Genomic DNA, 21,380 nt, shown 5'->3' with positions numbered 1-21,380 from the left:
TGTCTTCAGGATGCGTCGGACGGCGTAAAGGTCCAGGTGCCTGCATGGATCCTGAAGTCACGCGAACGAACGACGGCGGGGTCCGCCGTCGGCCCCTGGATTCCGTAAGTGCCGGCGGGGAGCCTGACGGTGGCGGTGACGCCCGCGGGAACCGTGCACTGCAGCTGCATTCCGGTGGCGGTCCGCCGCCAGGCGACTTCGACGGCGCCGTTGGGCAGCGGGACGCTTCCTTTGGCATGTTCGAGGCTGCACACCGGCGGTTCGATGACCACTTCGCTGCCGCCCGGAACACTCACGCGGACCCCGAGCAGGAACTCCAGGATTTCCTTCACAACTGAGGCGGACCAGGCGTGCGACTGGCTGTAATCCGTGCCGTCCACAAGTTCCCAGGCTTCCCAGGTGAAGCTGGCGCCGGCCTCCAGGAGCCGCGCCCAGCCGGGCTGGTTTGGGTTTGTCAGCAGATCAAGGACGGCGTCTGTCAGCCCCTCCGACAGCAGTGCCCGCACCAGCCGATGCACGGTCATGGGCCCCTGTCGCATGCCCTGGCCGGCGATCCGCTGCGCATCTGCCGCTGAAGACGCAGGATCGGTGATCCCCAGGGACAGCGGGAAGGAAGTGGCGTGCTGGGACGCGTGGGAGCTGGGTGTGCCGTCGGCGTGCAGGCCGTCCACCATCACGCCGTTCACCCGCAGGCGCGTGCGGATGGTTTCCGCGAGAGCCCCGGCATGGCCGGCGTACCGGACAGCCGCGTCCTCCTGGCTGGCCAGGCTGCACAACCGGGCCGTGGACATCAGAGCCGAGTACGCCTGCGCGTTAACGGTGGTCTTGGCAGTGCAGTCCATGTCGTAGCCGAACCGGCCGGGCGCGGGCCAGTCCACAATGCCATGGACGTAGGGGCCGGAGCCGCCGCCGAGTTCGGTGACCAGTCCCGCCGTCGGGCCTTCCGTGGCAAGGTACCGCAGCGCATAGTCGGCGGTAGTGCAGAGGTGCGGGAGCAATTCTTCCACCAGGGCGAGGTCGCCGGTCCGCAGGTGGTACTCCTCGGCCCACTCCGGCATCATGAGCGAAAAGTCGGGGATGTCCCGCTTCCCGTCGCCGTTGGGGTAGACCGCGTTGTAGCGTCCCAGGTCCTCACCGGCGGTCCAGTAGCGGCCGGCCGACCAGCCGAATTCCCGTAGTGCCTGCGCCGTGTAGGCGTGCTCGCCGAACAGGGCCATGGTGGCGTAGGAAATGTTGACGGCGTCGGCCAGGAACTGGCCTTTCTCCCGGGTGGGTGTGTCCACGAACTGCTCCTGGACCCCGTACAGTGCTGAATCGCGCAGCAACCGGAACACCGCGTCCAGCGTGGCGTCGGAGCTGCTGAAGCTCCCCTCCTGCGGGTGCTGCCCGTGAATGACGACGGCGCCGACCCGGGTCAGGTCCGATGCCTCCACTCCGAGGAGTTCCAGGTAGCGGAAGCCCAGGTGCACGGTGGCGCGGAACTGCTGCGGACCCTCGGCCTGGGTGTAAGGGAAGGACATGTCGGTGTTCTGGCTGGCCGTTTTGCTCCGGTCCACCCGGCCGGCCGCGTCCAGGGAGTAGCCGGCCCGGATCATCAGGGTCCGCCCGGCCACGCCGGTGCGGAAGTCCACCTCCGGGCGTGCCGGGATGACCCGGCCGAAGTCCGCCACGAGGGTTCCATCCGCGGCGGTCAGGAAGGCTTCCGGGGCAACAAACTCCTCGGACAGGGACGTGCGCCGCGGGTGAAGGGCCGGGAACTCCGGGGCGGGGTGGGGGCCGTAGCTCAGTGCCGGCGGCATGTCCTGGCCGGCATCCAGGGCGGCCGCCGCCTGGCCGTCGAGGTGCTCCACGGGATCGCCCTCATCGTTCCGGTAGCCCGCTTGCCGGTACGGGGCCTCGGTGGCGGTCCAGTCCGGACCGGAGCCGAAGACCTCGCGGCGGCCGTCGGTGTAGTCCACGCTGAGGCGGACCAACAGCCCGGGAACGCCGGCAGCTCTGCCCTGGCCGGGGCCGTACCAGTGCAGCAGGGCGGTCAGCTGGACCTCCGCGGGCTGCTGCGGAGTGGGCTGGCCCCGATGGCCCGACTGATTCGGCACTCCGGGGGAGTGCGCCGCGAGCAGCGCGGTGACGTCGGCGGCGTCGTAATATCCCTCGCCGGGGTAGCCGAAGGACGTGGTGCTGAGGCAAGCGGTGCCGTCCAACGCCACCTGCGCATGATGGTTCGCAGCCACAAAGAGGCGTGCGCGGGCCACAGTTCCCGTGAGCAAGACGGTGCTGCGGAAAAGTGTCCACTCGTCGGGCTGCCGGTGCGCCGTGGTTTGTGCCCAGTGGCCCAGGAACGCGCGGGCCTCTTCCGGGCCGGCGCTGAACCGGTGGTCGAGCAGCACCTTGCCGACGGCTTGAGTCGTGTCAGCTGGCGCGCGGTCAGTGATCCGAATCGAGGCGTACTCGGCCTGGCTGCGGGGACCCTGATGCAGCGCGAACCGACCCTCGAACCCCGTGGGGAGCGGCTCGTTGACGGTGAGCAGTTCAACGCCGTCGAGGCTAACGGTGACGGTGGCCCCGTCGTCGGAAACGCTCAGATCCTGCCAAGTGCCGGGGACCAGGTCCTTGCCGGGCAGCCGTTCCTGGCTGGCAACGGCGTTGCGTTGCAGCTGGGCGCTGGCCAGCACCTCGGTGTCCGGAGTGGCAGGGGCGGGGATGTCCCATTCCGGGGCGCGGCGGAGCACCACATTGCCTGCCGTGTTCAGTTCCAACAGCAATCCAGTGCCCGGTCCGCTGCTGCGAAGGAGCAGGCCGGCCCACCCCATCACCGGCCGGAGACGTGATTCCAGCAAGAAGCGGCGGATGGGAGGGCAGGGAATGGGCAGGAACGGGGAGCCCGCGACGCGAAGGGCGCCTTCGAGGACGTCCAGCGGAGCCCGCCCGCCCGGGGCCCGGTGGATCCAGTCGGCATCCCATCCGCTGTCCGAGAGCCCGGTGCTGAATGACGCGGCTTCGGACCAGGTGCCGGAGTTTCCGGCGGCGTCGCTCACCCGGACCCGCCAGCTGTAGTCCGCGTCCTCGGCCAGTTCCGGACCGCCGTAGGGGATCCCGGATTGGCGGGATGAGGGGATGGGTCCGGAGTGCCAGACCTCCGCTCCGGACGAATCCTCGACGGCGATCTCGTAGCCTGTCTGCCGTGCCGCGGCGGGGTCGGCGTCCTCCGGCTGGGCCAGTGTCCAGCCAAACACGGGGCGCAGTGACGTAGTGAGGCAGTGCGCCAAGCCGTCGGTCAGCAGGCCGGCTGCCTGCAGCTGGCCTTGTCGAGTCAGTGTGGGGGTTGCTTCCTGGTTGCGGGAGACGCCCATCAGGAAGCAGTTCCGCGTGCTGGCAGGGCCCATGGCAGTCCAAGTTCGCTGAAGGTCGCGTGCTCGTGCGTTGCGCGCTCCAGGGCTTCCTCGATCCCAACGACGACGGCGTGCGCAGCATCGCCGTCGCCTGCCCAATGGACGTAGGCGCCCTCGATGAGGGCCGGCGCCGGTGCGGTCCGGATGGCTTCGAGCACCAGCATGAAGGCTCCGCTGTCCAGGAGCGGGCTGATGAGTTCCCTGCCTTCGTGGCGGTGGGCCAGCAGGTTCTCCGTGAGGTCGTCCCGGCCGAAGACCTGCTCGGTCTGCCCGGCAGGGGTGGTCACGGTGAGGCGGTCTTCGGTGTAGTGAAACACGGCCTTGCCCCGCGCGCCCTGCAGTGTGACGTAAGGTTCCGCGGATTCGGTGGCGCAGATGGTGAGTGCGCAGGTGACGGGAAGTCCCTTGGCGGTGCGGATCCGGATGACGGAGGTGTCGTCGGATTCGATGTCATTGGCCCGGTAGAGATCGGTTTCCACCGAGGCGACATCTTCAATGGTGCGGGCGCCGGCGATCCGGAGGGCGGTTGCCACGGCATGGGCCAGCGGGTTGGTGGCTACGCCGTCAACCACGTCGACGCCGTCAATGCTCCGCTTTCCGGCCCAGCGGGAGCGCTTGTAGTAGGCCCTGTCGCGGACCCAACGGCCGGTGGCTGAGATGCCCTGCAGCGTGCCGATGGCTCCGCTGGCCAGCAGATCCTCGATGGCCGCCAGCGCGTGCGAGCCCAGGCTCTGGAAGCCGATCTGCACGCTCCGGCCCGATGTATTAGCGGCCTCACACAGAATGTTGAAATCGGCCAGGGAAGCGACCGGGGGCTTCTCCAGATAGAGGTCCGCTGTTGTGGCCAGGGCGGCGAGGCCCAGCGGGGCGTGGGTCTGGATGGGGGTGGCCACGATGATCACGTCCAGGTCCGGAGTGGCAGCCAGCAGTTCGGTGAGTCCCGGGAAAACGGCGGCTGTATCGGGCACGGACCCCGGGGCCGGCGGCTGGGGATCGGCCACGGCAATGAGTTCGACGACGCCGGCAGCCTGCAGGCGTTCAAGGTTGCGCAGGTGGTGTGTGCCGAAGCCGTGGACGCCTACCAGCGCCATCCTCGCCGGGGACGCCGAGTGTCCGGCGTGTCCGCGATGGCCGGACTGTGACGCGGCGGAAGGTGATATGGCCATGGGGCTCCGTTCCTGCCCCGGGGGACACTAAGGTTGGGTAAGCGCTTTCCCGAATCCAGTGTGCGGCATAACCATGGTGATAGTCCAGTGCGTGTTGCAGGCTGTGGTTACATGCCCAACGGCGCTGCCCAGTTGCCGTTCCTGCCGCCGGAGCCACCCTCCTGGTATTTGCCGCAGTTTTGGCAGCGCCGGTAGCGGCCGCCGTCTTCCGTGCTTTGGATGTGCCAATCGTGGCGCAGATTCATCTTGCACAACAGGTTTTGGAGCATGACGTTCTCCGATCCATGGCTAAATGTTCAGCCGGGTTTGATGTTCTGGTTGAGGCTGAAGAAGTTGGTGGGGTCGTACGTGCGCTTGAGTGCCTTGAGCCGGTCGTACTTGGCGGCGCCGTACGCGTGCCTGACACGTTCCTCGCCCTCTTCCATCAGGAAGTTCACGTAGACGCTGGTGTGGTGGGGCGCCAGGGCAGACCAATAGTCGCGGGCCCACTGGCGCTCGGCGGCGAAACCATCGGCGGTCTTGCTGTTGCCGTTAATGTTGAATGTGAACCCGGCCTGGCGGCCGTTGAAGGCGGTAGCACCGTCGTCGATCCTGCCCACCGCACCGCCCATCTGCCACAGGGCGACGCTCGTGACCGGCGAGGTGATGCGCCTGCCGTGCTCCACCACGATGTTGATGACGTCATCGCTGAGGGCCGCGACGTCACAGGACCTGACGTAGTAATGCCAGCCGTGCGGGAAGGACGGATCAAAGGTCCTCTGATGCTCCAGGAAGGGCTTGGGCTGGCAAAGATCGAGCACGGGTGAGCCGAACTCCTTGAGCGGACGCAGGACCTGTTCGCCCTCCTCAATCGGGCCCGCGTAGCAGGCGGTTACCCCAAGGACGAGCTTGCCCACCAGCTCGGGCGGTACGATCGGCAGCGCTGGTGCCCTTCGCTGCACGGCGATGGTCATAAGCTCGTCGGGGCAGTCTGCGATCCAGTCACGGTAAAACCGCAGCACCTCCGGCGCATCCTCCATCGGCCAAAAGACGGGCCCGGCCATAACGTACGGACCCACAGAGACAAGCCGGAACTCGAAGTCGGTGACGATGCCGAAGTTTCCGCCTCCACCCCGGAGGCCCCAGAAGAGGTCGGCGTTCTCGTTCTCGCTTGCCTTGACCAGCTCGCCGTCGGCGGTGACCACGTCCACGGACAGCAGCTGGTCAATGGTGAGTCCGTGCTTGCGCATGACCCAGCCGATACCGCCGCCCAGCGTGAGGCCCGCCACCCCGGTGTGGGTCACGACTCCAGACGGGACAGCGAGACCGAACTCCTGCGTCTCGCGATCGAGCTCGCCGAGCAGTACGCCGGCCTGGACGCGGACCGTTCTCGCCTCGGGGTCCACACGGATGCCCTTCATGGGCCCGAGATCGATGAGCATTCCGTCGTCGCACACTGACAGCCCGGGAAAGCTGTGTCCGCCTCCGCGCACAGCGGCCAGCAGATTGTGCGAGCGGGCGAACCGGATGGCAGCTCGCACGTCTGCGACGCCGGTACAGCGGGCTATCAGTGCGGGCCGGCGGTCAATCGACCCGTTCCACACCCTGCGATGCTCATCGTAACCAGCGTCAACCGGAAGGACGAGGTCGCCCCGAAAGGATGTCTGTAATTCATCGACCGCAACGCCGTCGATCTCCGTGCTTTGTGCCATGGGACTCACGGACCTCTCGCTCTTCCAGAAGAGTCCCACCGTTGGCACGAACTGGCAAGAGGAAATTGCGGCAGCTCGGGCGCCCCTGTCCGGAGCAGGCTGAGCCGCTAGCTGACCGCCTTCTTCACGAGCTCGACGATTCTTGCTTCGTCTGCGGCAGTGAGCTTGGTCAGGGCATAGGAGGTGGGCCACATGTTGCCGTCGTCGAGGTTTGCGGGGTCGCTGAATCCGAGCGTCGCGTACCGTGCCTTGAATTTGTCCGCGGGCTGGAAGAAACAGACCACCTTGCCGTCCTTGGCGTAGGCAGGCATTCCGTACCAGGTCTTCGGCGCGAGTTCCGGGGCGTTGTCCGTAATGATGGCATGCAGCCGTTCGGCGATGGCGCGGTCCGGGTCCGACATCTCGGCGATCTTCCCGAGCACATCACTTTCGCCATCCGGCTTAGCGGCGCGGGCCCCTTTTCGCGATGCAGCCTTGAGCTCCTGGGCCCGTTCCTTCATTGCGGCCCGTTCGTCCGCATCGAAGCCGTCATACGACTTGGCGCTCGTGCCGGTCTTGTTCATGTCCGTCATTGCGGGTTCCTTCCTTGGCGGTCTCTTGGCGTCCACGCTAGTGTCCGGGCGCCGAGGACGCTTCTCCAGAACTGCTCGAATACACAACTGCTCGAACCGGAAATCCCTAGCCGGCGGAGGATCCCTTGGCCGGGGCGGTGCTCTGGCGCACCACCAGTTCGGGGGTGAAGATGACGGCCCGGTGCTTTGGAGTGTCGGACTCGAGTTCCTCGGCCAGCAGCTCGATGGCTGTGCGCCCCAGGGCTTCGGTTGGCTGCCGGATGGAGGAGAGGGGGACGACGGCGGAGACGGCGAAGTCGATGTCGTCGTACCCAATCAGCGCAATGTCCTCCGGGATCCGCAACGCGTGCGTCATGGTCAGTGACTGCATCACACCCAGGGCAAGCAGATCGTTGGCGCAGAAGATGCCGTCCGGCAGCTCGCCGGGCCCCCGCTCCACCAGCAGGTTGCCAACACTGCGGCCTGCCAGCACCGTTTGTCCGTCGGAATCGAGGACCTCCAGCGTGGCATCGGCTTCCTCCTTCACGGCACGTTCTGCGCCCTGGAGTCGGTCCGCCACCTGGCGGATGGAGGTGGGGCCGCCCACAAAGGCGAGCCGACGGCGGCCGGTGTCCAGGAGGTGCCGGGCGGCGAGGTAACCGCCGGCGTCGTCGTCCACCGAAACGGAGCTGTACTTGCTCTCATCGGCGAGCCGGTCCACCAGGACGGTGGGGACGCCGCGCTCACGGAGCTGGTCGATACGCGCCGTCACGTCACCCACGGGCGAGATGAGGAGGCCCTGCACGCGCTGCTCCTGGAACAGGTCAATATAGTTGGATTCCCGGCTGGCATCGTGGCCGCTGTCGCCCAGCAGCACGGCACTGCCCTGGAGGGCTGCGGCATCCTCCGCGGCCCGGACCACCGACGTGAAGAAGGGGTTGCCGACGTCGAGCACAATCAGCCCGATGGTCCTGCTGTGGCCGGCGCGCAGCTGGCGGGCGGCGTCATTGCGGACGAAGCCCAGCTCATCGATGGCCCGCTGCACGCGCTCCTTGGTCCGCTGGGAAACCCTGTCCGGGTAGTTCAGGACATTGGAGACAGTGCCCACTGCCACGCTGGCGTGGTTGGCGACGTCCTTGATGCTGGCTGAGCGATTCATGTTTCTCCGTGCTGATATGCCGTGTGCGGCACTTTTCCCGTAGTTCCGGATGTGGTCTGGAAATTGCTTGACACCTACTTGACTTCAAGAGTACTTTGAATCGTAACAATGAAACGATTCAAAGCTTGGAAAGTTCAGGGGAGTTGCAGATGAGGGTGTGTTTCCGCTCTTCGGTCCAGCCACAGCTGATCGACGAATACCGACGGCGGCACGCGGCTGTGTGGCCGGAAATGCTCCGTGCGTTGAATGACGCCGGCTGGAACAACTACTCGCTGTTCCTGGGTGCGGACGGGCTCCTCATCGGATATCTCGAATGCGACGACTTCGACGCCGTCCGGGCGCGGATGGCCTTGACCGAGGTCAATGCCCGCTGGCAGGCCGAGATGGCCACGCTTTTTGATAAGCCAGACAATCCGGACCAGGCGCCCGACGAAGGGTTCCAGGTCCTCGAGGAAGTCTTCAATCTTGACGATCAGCTCGCGGCGGCGGAGTCCACTAGCAGCTGAGGCACTGGCCCCGTTGGCGGGCCGCAGGAACCACAGCACAACGGACCAGATCACTAAAGACCACAGCACAACAGACCACATCACTAAGACCGGGAAGAACCAACATGAATGACGTAGCAACGGCGCTTGGCAGCCTCGGGGAGCTTGCCATCGAGGTCCCTTCGTGGGCTTATGGAAACTCAGGCACGCGCTTTAAGGTGTTCGGCACGCCGGGTACCCCGCGGACGGTGCAGGAGAAGATCGCGGACGCCGCCAAGGTGCACGAGCTCACCGGCCTGGCCCCGACGGTGGCCCTGCATATCCCGTGGGACAAGGTGGATGACTACGCCGCGCTCAAGGAGTACGCGGCCGGTCTCGGAGTGGGCCTGGGCACCGTCAACTCAAACACGTTCCAGGATGACGAGTACAAGTTCGGTTCCCTGACGTCCTCGAACGGGTCGGTGCGGCGCCGGGCCATCGCGCACCACCTGGAGTGCATCGAGATCATGCATGCCACGGGCTCGCAGGATTTGAAGGTCTGGCTGGCGGATGGCACGAACTACCCGGGCCAGGACGATATGCGTGGCCGCCAGGACCGTTTGGCCGAGTCGCTGCAGGAGATCTACGCGGGTCTGGGCGAGAACCAGCGCCTGGTGCTGGAGTACAAGTTCTTCGAGCCGGCTTTTTACCACACCGATGTTCCGGACTGGGGCACTTCCTACGCGCAGACCCTGGCGCTGGGCGATAAGGCCATGGTCTGCCTGGACACCGGCCACCACGCGCCGGGCACCAACATCGAGTTCATCGTGATGCAGCTGCTGCGGCTGGGCAAGCTCGGTTCCTTTGACTTCAACTCCCGCTTCTACGCGGACGATGACCTGATCGTGGGCGCAGCGGACCCGTTCCAGCTCTTCCGCATCATGTACGAGGTCATCCGCGGCGGTGGCTTCGGGAAGGAATCCGGAGTGGCCCTGATGCTGGATCAGTGCCACAACCTGGAGGAGAAGATCCCGGGCCAGATCCGCTCGGTCCTGAATGTCCAGGAAATGACGGCCCGGGCCCTGCTGGTGGACACCGCCGCCCTGGGCGAGGCCCAGCGGTCCGGGGACGTCCTGGCCGCCAACGGCGTGTTCAACGACGCTTTCTACACCGACGTCCGGCCCATTCTGGCCGAATGGCGTGAATCCCGCGGCCTGCCCGCGGACCCGATGGCCGCGTTCAGGGCCAGCGGTTACCAGAAACAGATCAACGCCGACCGCGTCGGCGGCCAGCAAGCCGGATGGGGCGCATAACAATGACTACGCCGAACACAGCTACGCATAACACAGACAACACGACTGTTGAAGACCTGATTTCCCGTTCCAACCGCCTGGGTGCGGACAAGCGGAACACCAACTTCGCCGGCGGCAACACCTCGGCCAAGGGCACGGAGAAGGACCCGGTCACGGGTGAGGATGTCCAGCTGCTGTGGGTCAAGGGCTCCGGCGGGGACCTCGGCACACTCAAAGCGGGGAACCTCGCGGTGCTGCGCCTGGACAGGCTGAACGCGCTGAAGAATGTGTACCCGGGCGTCGAACGCGAAGACGAGATGGTGGCCGCTTTTGATTACTGCCTGCACGGGAAAGGCGGCGCCGCGCCGTCGATCGACACCGCCATGCACGGCCTGGTGGATGCCGCACACGTGGACCACCTGCACCCGGACTCCGGGATCGCCATTGCCACCGCCATGGACGGCGAGGCCCTGACCACCAAGATCTTCGGCGACAAGGTCCTCTGGGTTCCGTGGCGCCGGCCCGGTTTCCAGCTGGGCCTGGACATTGCCGCGATCAAGGACGCCAACCCGCAGGCCATCGGCACCATCCTGGGCGGACACGGCATCACCGCCTGGGGCGCCACCAGCGAAGAAGCAGAGGCCAACTCGCTGTGGATCATCGAGCAGGCCGAGAACTACATCACCGACAACGGCAAAGCCGAACCTTTCGGTGCCAAGCTGGCCGGCTATGGCGCGCTCCCGGAAGCCGAGCGCCGCGCCAAGGCCGCCGCGCTCGCCCCGGTGATCCGCGGCCTGGCCTCCACGGACAAACCGCAGCTGGGGCACTTCAGTGATGACGCCGTCGTCCTTGACTTCCTGGAATCCGCCGAGCACCCGCGCCTGGGCGCGCTGGGCACGTCCTGCCCGGACCACTTCCTGCGCACCAAGGTCAAGCCGCTGATCCTGGACCTGCCCGCCGATGCCTCGATCGAGGACTCCGTCAACCGGCTGAAGGAACTCCACACCGCCTACCGCGAGGACTACCAGGCCTACTACGACCGCCACGCGGTACCGGATTCCCCGGCGCTGCGCGGCGCGGACCCGGCCATTGTGCTGGTCCCGGGTGTGGGCATGTTCTCCTACGGAGCAAACAAGCAGACCGCACGGGTGGCCGGGGAGTTCTACCTCAACGCGGTCAACGTCATGCGCGGCGCCGAGGCGATCTCCACCTACGCCCCGATCGAGGAATCCGAGAAGTTCCGGATCGAATACTGGACCCTCGAGGAAGCCAAGCTCGCGCGCCTCCCGAAGCCGAAGTCGCATGCCTCCCGCATCGCGCTGGTCACCGGCGCGGCGTCGGGCATCGGCAAGGCCATCGCCGCCCGGTTGGCGTCCGACGGCGCGTGCGTAGTTATTGCCGACCTGAACCTGGAGAGCGCCCAGGCCGTCGCCGCGGAGCTGGGAGGCGCCGACGTCGCCATCGGTGTCCAGGCGGACGTGACCGACGAGGCGCAGATCGCCGCAGCCGTCCAGGAGGCGGTGCTGGCATTCGGCGGCCTGGACCTGGTGGTCAACAACGCCGGCCTGTCCATCTCCAAGCCGCTGCTCGAAACCACCGAGAAGGACTGGGACATCCAGCACAACGTGATGGCCAAGGGCTCCTTCCTGGTCTCGAAGGCCGCGGCGAAGGTCATGATCGACCAGGACATGGGCGGGGACATCATCTACATCTCCTCCAAGAACTCCGTGTTCGCGGGCCCGAACAACATCGCGTACTCGGCCACGAAGGCTGACCAGGCGCACCAGGTCCGGCTCCTCGCGGCCGAGCTCGGCGAATACGGCATCCGTGTCAACGGCATCAACCCCGATGGCGTGGTCCGTGGCTCCGGGATCTTTGCCGGTGGCTGGGGCGCCAAGCGCGCCGCGGTCTACGGCGTGGACGAGCAGGAATTGGGCAAGTACTACGCCCAGCGGACCCTGCTCAAGCGCGAAGTCCTGCCCGAGCACGTGGCCAACGCCGCCGCCGTCCTCACCAGCAACGAACTGTCCCACACCACCGGACTCCACATCCCCGTGGACGCCGGAGTGGCAGCAGCCTTCCTCCGATGAACGCCACCGCACTTCCTGCGATGAGCAGAACCGCATCCCATGCACAGGGCGGTGTCGACGGCGGCGGTACTTCCGCCCGCAGCGTGTTCGCCGCCGTCGACATCGGCGCCTCCTCCGGCCGGGTCATCCTGGGCCGGGTCAGGGACGCCGGCGCCGGTGCGGCCGGAAGCGTGGAGCTGGAAACGGTGCACCGGTTTCCCAACGGTGTGGTGGAGCTCGACGGCGGCCTCCGCTGGGATTTCGACGCCCTGTTCACCGAGGTCCTTGCGGGCCTGAGCGCCGCCGCCACCGTGGCGGCGCTGCAGGGCGAAACGATCACCAGCATCGGGATCGACACCTGGGCGGTGGACTACGGCCTGGTCAACAAGGCGGGGGAGCTCACGGCCCAGCCCTACAGCTACCGCGATGACCGCAGCCGAGCCGCCGTCGCGCCCGTGCACCGGAAACTGGACCCTGCCCGGCTTTACGGCACCACCGGCCTGCAGTTCCTGCAGTTCAACACCCTGTACCAGCTGGCCACGGAGCGGGACCTGGACGGTCTGCAGGCGCTGCTGATCCCGGACCTCATCGCATTCCTCCTGACGGGAGTCCGCCGCACGGAATCGACCAATGCCTCCACCACAGGTCTGTTCGACGCCGTCGCGGGGGAGTGGGCCACTGAATTCCTCACCGCCCTGGGCCTGCGGAAAGACCTGTTTCCGCCGCTGATCGAGCCCGGCGAAACTGTTGGCACCCTGCTGCCGGAGATCGCGTCCAGGGTGGGACTGCCGGCCGGCACCACGGTGGTGGCCGTCGGCTCGCACGACACCGCCTCCGCCGTCGCCGCGGTCCCCGCCCTGGAGGGGGACTTCGCGTACATCTCCTCGGGCACCTGGTCCCTGGTGGGGCTGGAACTGGATCAGCCGGTCCTGACCGAGGCCAGCAGGGCAGCGAACTTCACCAACGAACGCGGCGTGGACGGCACCATCCGCTACCTGCGCAACATGGGCGGGCTCTGGCTGCTCAGCGAATGCCAGCGGACCTGGGCCGCCGAAGGCCACACCCCGGAACTCGCTGACCTGCTGGCCGCCGCAGCGGCGCTGCCCCCGGGCGGCCCGCAGATCAACCCGGACGATTCAGCGTTCATCGCCCCGGACAACATGCCCCACCGCATCCGTGCCACGGTCCGCCACACCGGGGACCTCCTGCCTGATGACCCCGCGGCCATCACCCGGTGCATCATGGACAGCCTGGCCACGGGCTACGCGCGGGCCATCGCGGACGCAGAACGCCTGGCAGACCGCACCGTGGATGTGGTCCACATCGTGGGGGGCGGCTCCCAGAACAGGCTCCTCTGCCAGCTCACGGCCGACACCACCGGCAAAAAGGTGGTGGCCGGGCCCGTGGAAGCGACCGCCGTCGGGAATGTCCTGGTCCAGGCCCGTGCCGCCGGGCACGTCAGCGGGGGGCTCACGGAACTGCGCCGACTGGTGGTGTCTTCGCACGAGCTGCAGGCGTTCACGCCGCAGCTCTCCCGCCTGTAACCGCCCGCCACCCAGCAGCAACCATCCAGCGCGAACAACCCAGCGCGAGGGGACACGTGGGGCCCTAATCGCAGGGCCCAAAGTGTCGTTTCGCGCTCAAAGAAGGCGCCGCCGGGAGGGTTGCGTGACGTAGGATCTCCGATAGCAACCCGACGAGACAGGACCGGACAGCAGCATGCCCCTCTTCGACCTTCCCCTTGACCAGCTCCGCGGCTACGCATCGCGGGTCACGCCGCCGGCCGACCTGCAGGACTTCTGGGACGCCACGCTCGACGAGGCCCGGACGTTCCCGCTCAACGCCACGTTCGGGCCGGTCGAGAACCACCTGTCGGTCATCGACACCTTTGACGTGACGTTCGCCGGCTACGACGGCGCACCCATCAAGGGCTGGCTGCACCTCCCGGTGAATCGGCGCGCCGGAAGCCGGCTGCCTGTCGTCGTGCAGTACATCGGCTACTCGGGCGGCCGCGGCCTCGTGAACCAGGACACCAAATGGGCGCAGGCCGGCTATGCGCATTTCATCATGGACACCCGCGGCCAGGGCTATGGCGGGATCCTCGGCCAGACGGCGGATCCCCACCCGTCCGCGGGCGAGGTGGCCTACGCGGGGCTGATGACCAGGGGCGCCGGCAGCCGCGAGGACTACTACTACCGCCGCGTGTATGTGGACGCGTTCCGCGCGGTGGAAGCGGCGCAGTCCCACCCGGAGGTGGATCCTGCGCGCGTGGTCCTGGCCGGAATCAGCCAGGGCGGCGGCATTGTGGTGGCGGTTGCGGGGCTGGTGGCCGGAAGGCTCGACGGCGTCATCGCCGCGCTGCCCGATGTCCCCTTCCTGCAGGACTTCCCCAGGTCCATCGACATCGCGGCCCGCGGCCCCTATCCCGAAATCGCGGCCTTCCTGGGCAGGCACCGGGACCGGTATGAGCCGATGCTCGCGGTCCTGAACTATTTCGACGGCGTCAACCTTGCGCGGGCGGCCACCGCACCGGCCCTGTACTCGGTGGCGCAGATGGACGATGTCTGCCCGCCATCCACCGTGTTCGCCAGCTTCAACGCCTACGGCAGCGGCTCCGCGGCACAAAAGGACATCGAGGTCTACCGGTTCAACAACCACGAGGGCGGCCAGGAACACCACTGGATCAGGCAACTGCAGTACCTCCGCGAGCTCCTGGGCTGACACAAGGCGCCCGCCCCGCCCAAGTAGGTAGCAGTAGATGTCGTAATGAGGCCTCAAAACGACATCTACTGCTACCCAGTTGGGGGAGTGGGTGGCTAGCCGGACCCGGATTTCCATGTGTGACGGCCGTGATTTTGCGGCCGTCACAGCGCGCGGTTATGGTTTGCCTATGACAAACCGTTGGTATGCGTATTTTTCGTTGGCTCTGGAGGAGCCCGCGTCTAACTGACACGCATCCATCTTCCTTCAGAGCCAACAGGGCAGAGATCATTCTCTGCCCTTCGCCATTTCTCCGGCGGGTTCTGATCTGGGCCCGCTTCCTATCTGGAACAGGACCCGAACATGAGCACCGCGACAGCCACCCCCGCAAAATCCACGTCCAATCTGCGCGTCAGCGAATTCACGCCGCTGCCCTCGCCCCAGGAGCTCATCGCCGAGCTGCCCCTGGACGCCCGGGTGACGGACGTCGTCGAGCGTGGCCGCGACGAAGTCCGGGCCATCATGGACGGGGTGGACGACAGGCTGCTGGTCATCGTGGGCCCCTGCTCCATCCACGATCCCAAGGCTGGACTGGAATACGCCCGCCGGCTGGTCAGCCAGGCCGAGAAGCACCGTGACGACCTCCTGATCGTGATGCGCACGTACTTCGAAAAGCCCCGCACGACGGTGGGCTGGAAGGGCCTGATCAACGATCCTCGCCTGGACGGCAGCCATGACATGGTCACCGGGCTCCGGACCGCCCGGGAATTCCTGCAGCAGGTCACCGCGCTGGGTCTGCCCACGGCCACCGAATTCCTGGAACCCATCAGCCCCCAGTACATGGCGGACCTGATCTCGTGGGGAGCCATCGGGGCGCGCACCACCGAGAGCCAGATCCACCGCCAGCTTGCCTCCGGTCTCTCCATGCCCATCGGCTTCAAGAACGGGACCGACGGCGACCTCCAGGTCGCGCTCGACGCGTGCGGCGCCGCCGCTGCCGCGCAGGCATTCCTGGGGATCGACGGCGACGGCCGGGCCGCGCTGGTGGCCACCGCCGGGAACCCGGACACGCACGTCATCCTCCGGGGTGGACGGAAGGGGCCTAACTACTCAGCGTCCGACGTCGAAAGCGCCTCCGCTAAGCTCGCCGGCAAGGGGCTCAATCCCCGGCTGATCGTGGACGCCAGCCACGCCAACAGTGGCAAGAGCCACCACCGGCAGGCGGAAGTGGCGTTGGAAATCGGCGCGCAACTGGAGGACGGCGGCGAGGCGGCACAGGCCATCGCAGGTGTCATGCTGGAGAGCTTCCTGGTGGGCGGAGCCCAGAACCTGGATGTCTCCGAGCATGCGGCGGGCCGGGCGGAACTGGTCTACGGGCAGAGTGTCACGGACGCGTGCATGGATTGGGACGTCTCCGTTTCGGTCCTCGATCAGCTCGCGGCGTCCGCCAGGAAGCGCCGGACCGCTTAATGATTGCCCGGATGACTTTCACTACAGCCCCATGAACCTCTAGAGTATCTAACACATGGTTGGTGGATGGCTCAGCATCGGCACACCGAATATGAATCAAAGCTGGGGTATTGTCGTCATCCATCAGCAAAGGAATAGGGAAATGTCCGCAGAACAGAACTTCTCGAACGCGAAGTTCCTGACCGTGGCCGAAGTGGCCGAGGTCATGCGCGTCTCCAAAATGACCGTCTATCGGTTGGTCCACTCAGGCGAAATGCCCGCGGTGCGTTTCGGCCGGTCGTACCGGGTGCCGGAGAGCGCCGTCGAGCAGTACCTCAAGGGTGCTGTGGTGGACGGGCACTCCGAAACCGCCTGAGCATTACCTGCGGTCAGTGGGCATCGCCAAGAAGCGGTACCCTGTTAAGGAACGTTTTACGTCATTGTAAGAATCTGTCAGTTGTTTCAGTCTGTAGCTCTGTCCACGGACCATTTCCATCAGACAGGTACTGCATCTAGTTTGTGAGGAACTTTCGTGGGTTCAGTTATTAAGAAGCGTCGCAAGCGTATGGCCAAGAAGAAGCACCGCAAGTTGCTTCGTAAGACCCGTCACCAGCGCCGCAATAAGAAGTAGAGATACTTCGACAAGCGTAAAATGCCCGTTGCCTTCTCGGCAGCGGGCATTTTTTTGCGTCGGGTGAGGTCGCCATCGACGTTTCACCGTCGCTTAGCGTTTAGCCCTGCCCACCCTCGCAAGCTCGGGCCGGGGCCCGCGGGCCTTCACTTCCGCCGATAGGGGGTCCGGCGGTCGCTGGGCGACCTCTGTCCCGCGATCGGCGGCGATGCGCTCCTACGCGAAACGTCGACGTCGACAGTTGCGGCGGCGGTTATGCCCGCGGGCCGCGGATGCGGGCGAAGCCTTTCCACAGTCCGTAAATTACGCCGCCGGCCGTTGCTGCCTTGAGCCCCAGGGTGGCGGCGCGGCGGCCGGAACGGAAGTCGTAGACCGGCCAGTTATTGTCCCGCGCGTGGCGGCGGAGCCTGGCATCAGGGTTGATGGCTACCGGGTGCCCCACCAGGGTCAGCAGCGGGATGTCATTGTATGAGTCGCTGTAGGCCCAGCACCGCTTAAGGTCCAGGCCTTCGGCGTGGGCCAGGGCCTGCACTGCCACTGCCTTGGCGGAACCGTGCAGGATGTCGCCCACCAGCCGGCCGGTGTACATGCCATCGGCAACCTCGCCCACGGTGCCCAAGGCTCCGGTCAGGCCGAGCCTGGTGGAAATGACCGCGGCAACCTCGATGGGGGTTGCGGTAACCAGCCAGACCCGCCGGCCCACGCGCAGGTGCTGCTGCGCCAGTGCCTTGGCGCCGGGCCAGATCCGGGACGCGATCATTTCGTCGTAGACCTCTTCGCCCAGGGCCTTGACGTCTTCCACGGTGATGCCCTCGGCGAGGGTGAGGGCGGAGTCGCGGACAGCGTGGACATCGTCCATGTTCTCGCCGCGCGCCACAAATTTGAACTGCTTCCACGCGAACCCCGCAGCCTGCGTCAGGGTGAAGGCGCCGCGTTGGTGCATCTTGCGGGCAACATGGAAGAGGCTGGCGCCCTTCATGAGGGTGTTATCGACGTCGAAGAAGGCGGCTTCGCCGGTCTGCATCAACGCATCCGGCTGGGTCACCACAGCGACGTACTTCTCCTCGGGCATGTCCACGAGTCTAGTCAATACTCGGTGACCAAGATTTCAGTGCCAGCGCGAGTGCCAGCGCTCGCCCGGAGACCCGCGTCGCCGTACGACCCGCCGTACGACCCGCCGTCGGCCGCTGTCCTCTGCCCAGCTCTCTGCCCTGAAGGGCGATACGGTTAATGCATGGCAAAACCCGAGGTAGTCCTCATAACCAAGGCAGACTGTCACCTGTGTGCAGGAGCGCGCGACGCCGTCGGACGCGTTACTGCCTCGCTGGGACTCGGGTGGACGGAACAGCAGGTGGACGAGCTGCCGGAACTGCGTGAGCGGTACGCGGAGGAAATCCCCGTAGTCCTGGTGGATGGAATCCAACGCGATTTCTGGAAGATCGACGAAGCCCGGCTGGAGCGCGTCCTCAAACGCGCCATGGCCCAATAGGAAAGCGGCCCGCAGAATGACACCGGCTTTGTTGGCACCAGCTGCGGGGCTCTAGAGTGGAGTCACGACGCGATGGGATGGAGGGGATAGTGACTTCACTGGATCCATCTCCCCATGCTGTCCAAGGTACAGAGGCTGGCCACAGCGCACCGACCGTCCACGGCGCCGAGTCCACCAAGCAAATACCGCCCGCAGCAGTGGCCCGGCTGACCATCTACCTGCGCGCCCTTAACACGCTGCTGTCCGACGGCGTCGAACGGGTATCTTCGGAATCGCTGGCGGAAGCGTCAGGAGTGAGCTCGTCAACCCTTCGCAAGGACCTTTCCTATGTGGGTTCCTACGGCACGCGCGGAGTGGGCTACGAAGTGCAGTACCTTAGCCGTCACATCTCCGCGGCCCTGGGGCTGACCCACGACTGGAAGGTCGCCATTGTTGGCGCGGGTAACCTCGGCAAGGCCCTGGCCCGTTACGGCGGCTTCGAGTCCCGCGGGTTTGACGTCGTGGCAATTTTCGACGCCGACCAGATGGTGGTGGGCAATGAAGTGGGCTGGCTGCGCGTCAGCGACGCTGCGGACATGGAGGTCGTGTTGCAGCGGACGGGCGCCAACATGGTGGTCCTGGCACTTCCGGCTCATGCGGCGCAGGCCGTGTGCGACCGCGTGGTGGCGGCCGGCGTCCACAGCATCCTGAGCTTCGCCCCCGTTATGCTGCAGGTCCCCGAGGGCGTCAACCTCCGCAAGGTGGATATGGCCACCGAACTGCAGATCCTCGCCTATCACGCACAACGGGCGCAGACCCCGGACCAGACCACCTAGTTCGTCGGCGGCTGATGGGGCCCACGCCCGTTAGGGTGTGGATGCGACTCGTTGGTACTACTGCCCGTAGGGGTTGCCAGGCGTGGTGCCCGGGGCGCCATACGGGTTAGCGAACGGCTGCTGCTTGCGGAAGTACGGTGCCGCGGCCGGCAGGTAGAGCAGCACGATCGCTGCGATCCCGGCCAGCGTTCCCACAGTTCCGAGGCTCGGTGGTCCGAAGAGGCCGAAAATGGACAGTGCCGCGAAAACCGTACCGAGGATGCGGGCCCAGTTCTTGCCCTTGCGGACGAAGAACGCCACGAGCGCGTACAACCCCGCACCGATGATCGCGAAGACCACGAGCGATCCGGCAATGACACCCTTGAAGTCGTCGAACGCGAATTCCGCACCAGTGGCACCGCTGCTGCGCATGGCGTCGTCGAACGCATTCCGGAACAACGGATCGTCAAGCATGCCAATGCCCATCAGCAGGCTGATGACATACACAACACCCGCGCCAATCAGCAGCCAGAACGAGATGTTGACCAGCTGGGGAACCCCGTTGGATCCCGTGGCCTGCGGCTGCTCGGACGGGTACTGCGCATAGGGGGACTGCCCGTACGGCTGCTGGCCATAGGGCGGAGGCGTGGGCTGGCCGAACTGCGGCGGGTTGTTCTGGCCATACTGCGGTGCGTTTTGCCCGTACTGGGGTACCGGGGGAGTCTGCTGGCCATACTGCGGGGCGTTTTGCCCGTACTGTGGCGCCGGCGGTGTGGGCTGCCCGAACTGCGGGCTGTTCTCGCCGTATCGGGGCGCTGGCGGCTGGTTGCCGGGCTCGGGCTCGTTCGGGACGGGAGGCGGGACAGGCGTGCTCATGAGCGGTCCTTTGCAGGTCGGATGTCAGTTCGGCTGCTGGGTGCAGTCCAACTGGCCTGCCCCCAGTACGGCTTACTTCCCACCGTACCCCCGGCGGGTGCCGCGGGGGATCATTCCGGAGAGGTATTCCCACAGAACTCAGCGGGCGTCGCGCAAGGCTGTGTTTCTACTGGATCCGGTCTACGCGCGGCCCTTGGCGGCGTTGAACCAGGCCTGCGAGTTCGGCAGCCACATGAGCACCGTTGCCGCGGCGCTGATGAGGAAGCCCAGCCAGTTGTTGCCGATGCCTTGGCCCATGCCGCCGCCGCCCACGCTGCCGCCAAGCACGGCGAGCACCAGCGAAACACCGGCCACGATGGTGAGCGCAAGTCTTGCCCATTCCTTGCCCTCCTTCATCTTCAGGACCAGGACAATCTGGGCCGCCGCCAGGGCCAGTGCCACCAGGACGAGCAGGAGGACCACAACGGCCAGCCCGGGTGCCACGACGAACAACGCCAGCGAACCCAACACGCCGAACAGGCCGCCAAGGACTCCCAGCATGCCGCCGATGAGCCAGATCCAGTACGAGACCTTGAGCTCGGTGGGCAGCCCGGTCACGCTGAACATGCCGGAGAACCCGGCCTTGGGCATAACGTCGTTGAAGTTGCGGGGGCCGTCGGTTGGCATCTCAAAACGGAAGCCGCCCGGCTGGCCCGGCTGGTTGTATGGCTGGCCGGGCTGAGGGTAGGCCTGTCCCGGCGCGGGATAAGCCTGGCCCTGCTGCGGGTAGGCCGGTGGCGGCTCGTAGCCGGCCGGAGGAACGTTGCCGGCCGGCGGCTGAGTGACGGGCGGCTGGGCGCCCGGTTGCTCGGCGCCGGGCTGCTGGGGCTGCTGTGGCTGCGGTACTTCACTGTTGCTCATGGGTCTCACTGTAGACCGCGTATCCGCCGGTATCTAGGGGATAAAAACAAAGCACCCCGGCCGCCAGATTCCGGGGAATTGGCGGCCGGGGTGCTTCAGGAAGAAACCTATGCTGCGGGTGCGATGAACGCGAGCTCCAGGTTGATGGCAACCTTGTCGCTGACCAGCACGCCGCCGGCTTCCAGCACAGCGTTCCAGGTCAGGCCGAAGTCCTTGCGGCTGATGGTGGTTTCAGCGGAGACGCCGGCGCGGGTCATGCCGAACGGGTCCACGGCCACGCCGTTGAATTCGGTCTCAAGGGCAACGGGGCGGGTGACGCCCTTGATGGTGAGGTCCCCGGTCAGCTCGTAGCTGTTGCCTTTGGCCACGAGGCTGTTGGAGACGAAGGAGATTTCCGGGAAGGTCTCGACGTCGAAGAAGTCTTCGCCGCGGACGTGGCCGTCGCGGTTGACATCGCCGGAGTCGAAGCTGGCGGTCTGGATGGTGGCGCTGATCTTGGAATCGGCCACGTTGTCGGCGAGGTCCAGGGTTGCCACGGCATCCTTGAACTGGCCGCGGACCTTGCTGATGCCTGCGTGCCGAACAGTGAAGGCGATCTCGCTGTGCGAGTTGTCGAGGGTCCAGGTGCCGGTGGTGACGTCTGCGGGAAGAGTCATGGTGTTTCTCCTTGGTTTGTCGGGTGGTACTTCCGGATAGCTTGACGCTTCATCTGTTGAATCCTCAACTATCCGCTGCATCCAGTATAAACATGCGTTTGCAT

The 21,380-nt window shown here is 66.1% G+C and carries 19 protein-coding genes; 10 read left to right on the top strand and 9 right to left on the bottom strand.

Going from position 1 to position 21,380, the window contains the following annotated elements:
• Positions 1-5: 5 nt before the first annotated feature.
• From CXR02_RS01975 to CXR02_RS01955, 5 genes are all read right to left on the bottom strand, one after another.
• Positions 6-3,383 carry a glycoside hydrolase family 78 protein gene (locus CXR02_RS01975; RefSeq protein WP_258060666.1) on the bottom strand — a complete coding sequence of 1,126 codons (3,378 nt, stop codon included), beginning with the start codon at positions 3,381-3,383 and terminating at the stop codon, positions 6-8.
• On the bottom strand, positions 3,350-4,555 hold the full coding sequence (locus CXR02_RS01970; protein ID WP_104060465.1) for a Gfo/Idh/MocA family protein: 1,206 nt from the start codon (positions 4,553-4,555) through the stop codon (positions 3,350-3,352). The genes CXR02_RS01975 and CXR02_RS01970 overlap by 34 nt, the downstream gene beginning before the upstream one ends.
• A gap of 296 nt (positions 4,556-4,851) precedes the next feature.
• Positions 4,852-6,246, bottom strand: a complete 1,395-nt coding sequence (locus CXR02_RS01965; RefSeq protein WP_104060464.1) for an FAD-binding oxidoreductase — start codon at positions 6,244-6,246, stop codon at positions 4,852-4,854.
• Between the two features lie 107 nt (positions 6,247-6,353).
• Positions 6,354-6,818, bottom strand: a complete 465-nt coding sequence (locus CXR02_RS01960; protein WP_104060463.1) for an iron chaperone — start codon at positions 6,816-6,818, stop codon at positions 6,354-6,356.
• A gap of 106 nt (positions 6,819-6,924) precedes the next feature.
• The gene (locus tag CXR02_RS01955; RefSeq protein WP_104060462.1) at positions 6,925-7,956 is read right to left on the bottom strand and encodes a LacI family DNA-binding transcriptional regulator; all 1,032 of its coding nucleotides are present in this window, start codon (positions 7,954-7,956) and stop codon (positions 6,925-6,927) included.
• 149 nt (positions 7,957-8,105) lie between these two features.
• Here CXR02_RS01955 and CXR02_RS01950 point away from each other — a divergent pair, with 149 nt between their 5' ends.
• The 8 genes from CXR02_RS01950 to CXR02_RS01915 all read left to right on the top strand — a co-directional run bounded on the left by CXR02_RS01950 (position 8,106) and on the right by CXR02_RS01915 (position 16,561).
• Positions 8,106-8,462: an L-rhamnose mutarotase gene (locus CXR02_RS01950; protein ID WP_104060461.1), complete on the top strand. Its 357-nt coding sequence runs from the start codon at positions 8,106-8,108 to the stop codon at positions 8,460-8,462.
• A gap of 104 nt (positions 8,463-8,566) precedes the next feature.
• Entirely contained in the window at positions 8,567-9,733 is a 1,167-nt protein-coding gene (gene rhaI / locus CXR02_RS01945) for an L-rhamnose isomerase (protein ID WP_104060460.1), read from the top strand.
• Between the two features lie 2 nt (positions 9,734-9,735).
• On the top strand, positions 9,736-11,802 hold the full coding sequence (locus CXR02_RS01940) for a bifunctional aldolase/short-chain dehydrogenase (RefSeq protein ID WP_104060459.1): 2,067 nt from the start codon (positions 9,736-9,738) through the stop codon (positions 11,800-11,802).
• A 20-nt stretch (positions 11,803-11,822) separates the two neighbouring features.
• Positions 11,823-13,325 (top strand): rhamnulokinase family protein, encoded by a 1,503-nt coding sequence (locus CXR02_RS01935; protein WP_104060640.1) that lies wholly within the window; start codon positions 11,823-11,825, stop codon positions 13,323-13,325.
• A gap of 175 nt (positions 13,326-13,500) precedes the next feature.
• The gene (locus tag CXR02_RS01930; RefSeq protein ID WP_104060458.1) at positions 13,501-14,502 is read left to right on the top strand and encodes an acetylxylan esterase; all 1,002 of its coding nucleotides are present in this window, start codon (positions 13,501-13,503) and stop codon (positions 14,500-14,502) included.
• Positions 14,503-14,844: 342 nt separating this feature from the next.
• The gene (locus CXR02_RS01925; protein WP_104060457.1) at positions 14,845-15,951 is read left to right on the top strand and encodes a 3-deoxy-7-phosphoheptulonate synthase; all 1,107 of its coding nucleotides are present in this window, start codon (positions 14,845-14,847) and stop codon (positions 15,949-15,951) included.
• Between the two features lie 142 nt (positions 15,952-16,093).
• Entirely contained in the window at positions 16,094-16,306 is a 213-nt protein-coding gene (locus CXR02_RS01920; protein ID WP_058931377.1) for a helix-turn-helix domain-containing protein, read from the top strand.
• Positions 16,307-16,462: 156 nt separating this feature from the next.
• Positions 16,463-16,561, top strand: coding sequence for an AURKAIP1/COX24 domain-containing protein (locus CXR02_RS01915; RefSeq protein ID WP_003792170.1), 99 nt, complete (start codon positions 16,463-16,465; stop codon positions 16,559-16,561).
• Between the two features lie 253 nt (positions 16,562-16,814).
• Here CXR02_RS01915 and CXR02_RS01910 read toward each other — a convergent pair whose 3' ends face one another.
• Complete coding sequence (locus CXR02_RS01910) at positions 16,815-17,633, bottom strand: HAD family phosphatase (RefSeq protein WP_104060456.1); 819 nt, start codon at positions 17,631-17,633, stop codon at positions 16,815-16,817.
• Between the two features lie 162 nt (positions 17,634-17,795).
• On the opposite strand from CXR02_RS01910, the gene CXR02_RS01905 reads away from it, so the two are divergent.
• Both CXR02_RS01905 and CXR02_RS01900 read left to right on the top strand, forming a co-directional pair.
• Entirely contained in the window at positions 17,796-18,050 is a 255-nt protein-coding gene (locus tag CXR02_RS01905; RefSeq protein WP_104060455.1) for a glutaredoxin family protein, read from the top strand.
• Positions 18,051-18,127: 77 nt separating this feature from the next.
• On the top strand, positions 18,128-18,865 hold the full coding sequence (locus tag CXR02_RS01900; RefSeq protein WP_104060454.1) for a redox-sensing transcriptional repressor Rex: 738 nt from the start codon (positions 18,128-18,130) through the stop codon (positions 18,863-18,865).
• A gap of 57 nt (positions 18,866-18,922) precedes the next feature.
• Here CXR02_RS01900 and CXR02_RS01895 read toward each other — a convergent pair whose 3' ends face one another.
• From CXR02_RS01895 to CXR02_RS01885, 3 genes are all read right to left on the bottom strand, one after another.
• Positions 18,923-19,720 carry a hypothetical protein gene (locus CXR02_RS01895; RefSeq protein ID WP_104060453.1) on the bottom strand — a complete coding sequence of 266 codons (798 nt, stop codon included), beginning with the start codon at positions 19,718-19,720 and terminating at the stop codon, positions 18,923-18,925.
• Between the two features lie 180 nt (positions 19,721-19,900).
• On the bottom strand, positions 19,901-20,620 hold the full coding sequence (locus CXR02_RS22745) for a hypothetical protein (RefSeq protein ID WP_104060452.1): 720 nt from the start codon (positions 20,618-20,620) through the stop codon (positions 19,901-19,903).
• A gap of 107 nt (positions 20,621-20,727) precedes the next feature.
• Entirely contained in the window at positions 20,728-21,276 is a 549-nt protein-coding gene (locus tag CXR02_RS01885) for a YceI family protein (protein ID WP_104060451.1), read from the bottom strand.
• Positions 21,277-21,380 lie beyond the last annotated feature (104 nt).

Origin of the sequence: Arthrobacter sp. 4R501 (assembly GCF_002929755.1) — a bacterium.
In the GTDB taxonomy this organism is placed as follows: Bacteria; Actinomycetota; Actinomycetes; order Actinomycetales; family Micrococcaceae; genus Arthrobacter.
Note: the sequence above shows the minus strand (reverse complement) of the source record. Positions and strands in the feature narration are given on the sequence as shown.

Bases quoted from the DNA above. Each gene is read 5' to 3' on its own strand.
- CXR02_RS01965 (WP_104060464.1), bottom strand. From the start codon at position 6,246: ATGGCACAAAGCACGGAGATCGACGGCGTTGCGGTCGATGAATTACAG.
- rhaI (WP_104060460.1), top strand. From the start codon at position 8,567: ATGAATGACGTAGCAACGGCGCTTGGCAGCCTCGGGGAGCTTGCCATC.
- CXR02_RS01895 (WP_104060453.1), bottom strand. From the start codon at position 19,720: ATGAGCACGCCTGTCCCGCCTCCCGTCCCGAACGAGCCCGAGCCCGGC.
- CXR02_RS01950 (WP_104060461.1), top strand. From the start codon at position 8,106: ATGAGGGTGTGTTTCCGCTCTTCGGTCCAGCCACAGCTGATCGACGAA.
- CXR02_RS01905 (WP_104060455.1), top strand. From the start codon at position 17,796: ATGGCAAAACCCGAGGTAGTCCTCATAACCAAGGCAGACTGTCACCTG.
- CXR02_RS01930 (WP_104060458.1), top strand. From the start codon at position 13,501: ATGCCCCTCTTCGACCTTCCCCTTGACCAGCTCCGCGGCTACGCATCG.
- CXR02_RS01925 (WP_104060457.1), top strand. From the start codon at position 14,845: ATGAGCACCGCGACAGCCACCCCCGCAAAATCCACGTCCAATCTGCGC.
- CXR02_RS01885 (WP_104060451.1), bottom strand. From the start codon at position 21,276: ATGACTCTTCCCGCAGACGTCACCACCGGCACCTGGACCCTCGACAAC.
- CXR02_RS01920 (WP_058931377.1), top strand. From the start codon at position 16,094: ATGTCCGCAGAACAGAACTTCTCGAACGCGAAGTTCCTGACCGTGGCC.
- CXR02_RS01960 (WP_104060463.1), bottom strand. From the start codon at position 6,818: ATGACGGACATGAACAAGACCGGCACGAGCGCCAAGTCGTATGACGGC.
- CXR02_RS01900 (WP_104060454.1), top strand. From the start codon at position 18,128: ATGGAGGGGATAGTGACTTCACTGGATCCATCTCCCCATGCTGTCCAA.
- CXR02_RS01975 (WP_258060666.1), bottom strand. From the start codon at position 3,383: ATGGGCCCTGCCAGCACGCGGAACTGCTTCCTGATGGGCGTCTCCCGC.
- CXR02_RS01940 (WP_104060459.1), top strand. From the start codon at position 9,736: ATGACTACGCCGAACACAGCTACGCATAACACAGACAACACGACTGTT.
- CXR02_RS01970 (WP_104060465.1), bottom strand. From the start codon at position 4,555: ATGGCCATATCACCTTCCGCCGCGTCACAGTCCGGCCATCGCGGACAC.
- CXR02_RS01910 (WP_104060456.1), bottom strand. From the start codon at position 17,633: ATGCCCGAGGAGAAGTACGTCGCTGTGGTGACCCAGCCGGATGCGTTG.
- CXR02_RS01935 (WP_104060640.1), top strand. From the start codon at position 11,823: ATGAGCAGAACCGCATCCCATGCACAGGGCGGTGTCGACGGCGGCGGT.
- CXR02_RS22745 (WP_104060452.1), bottom strand. From the start codon at position 20,620: ATGAGCAACAGTGAAGTACCGCAGCCACAGCAGCCCCAGCAGCCCGGC.
- CXR02_RS01955 (WP_104060462.1), bottom strand. From the start codon at position 7,956: ATGAATCGCTCAGCCAGCATCAAGGACGTCGCCAACCACGCCAGCGTG.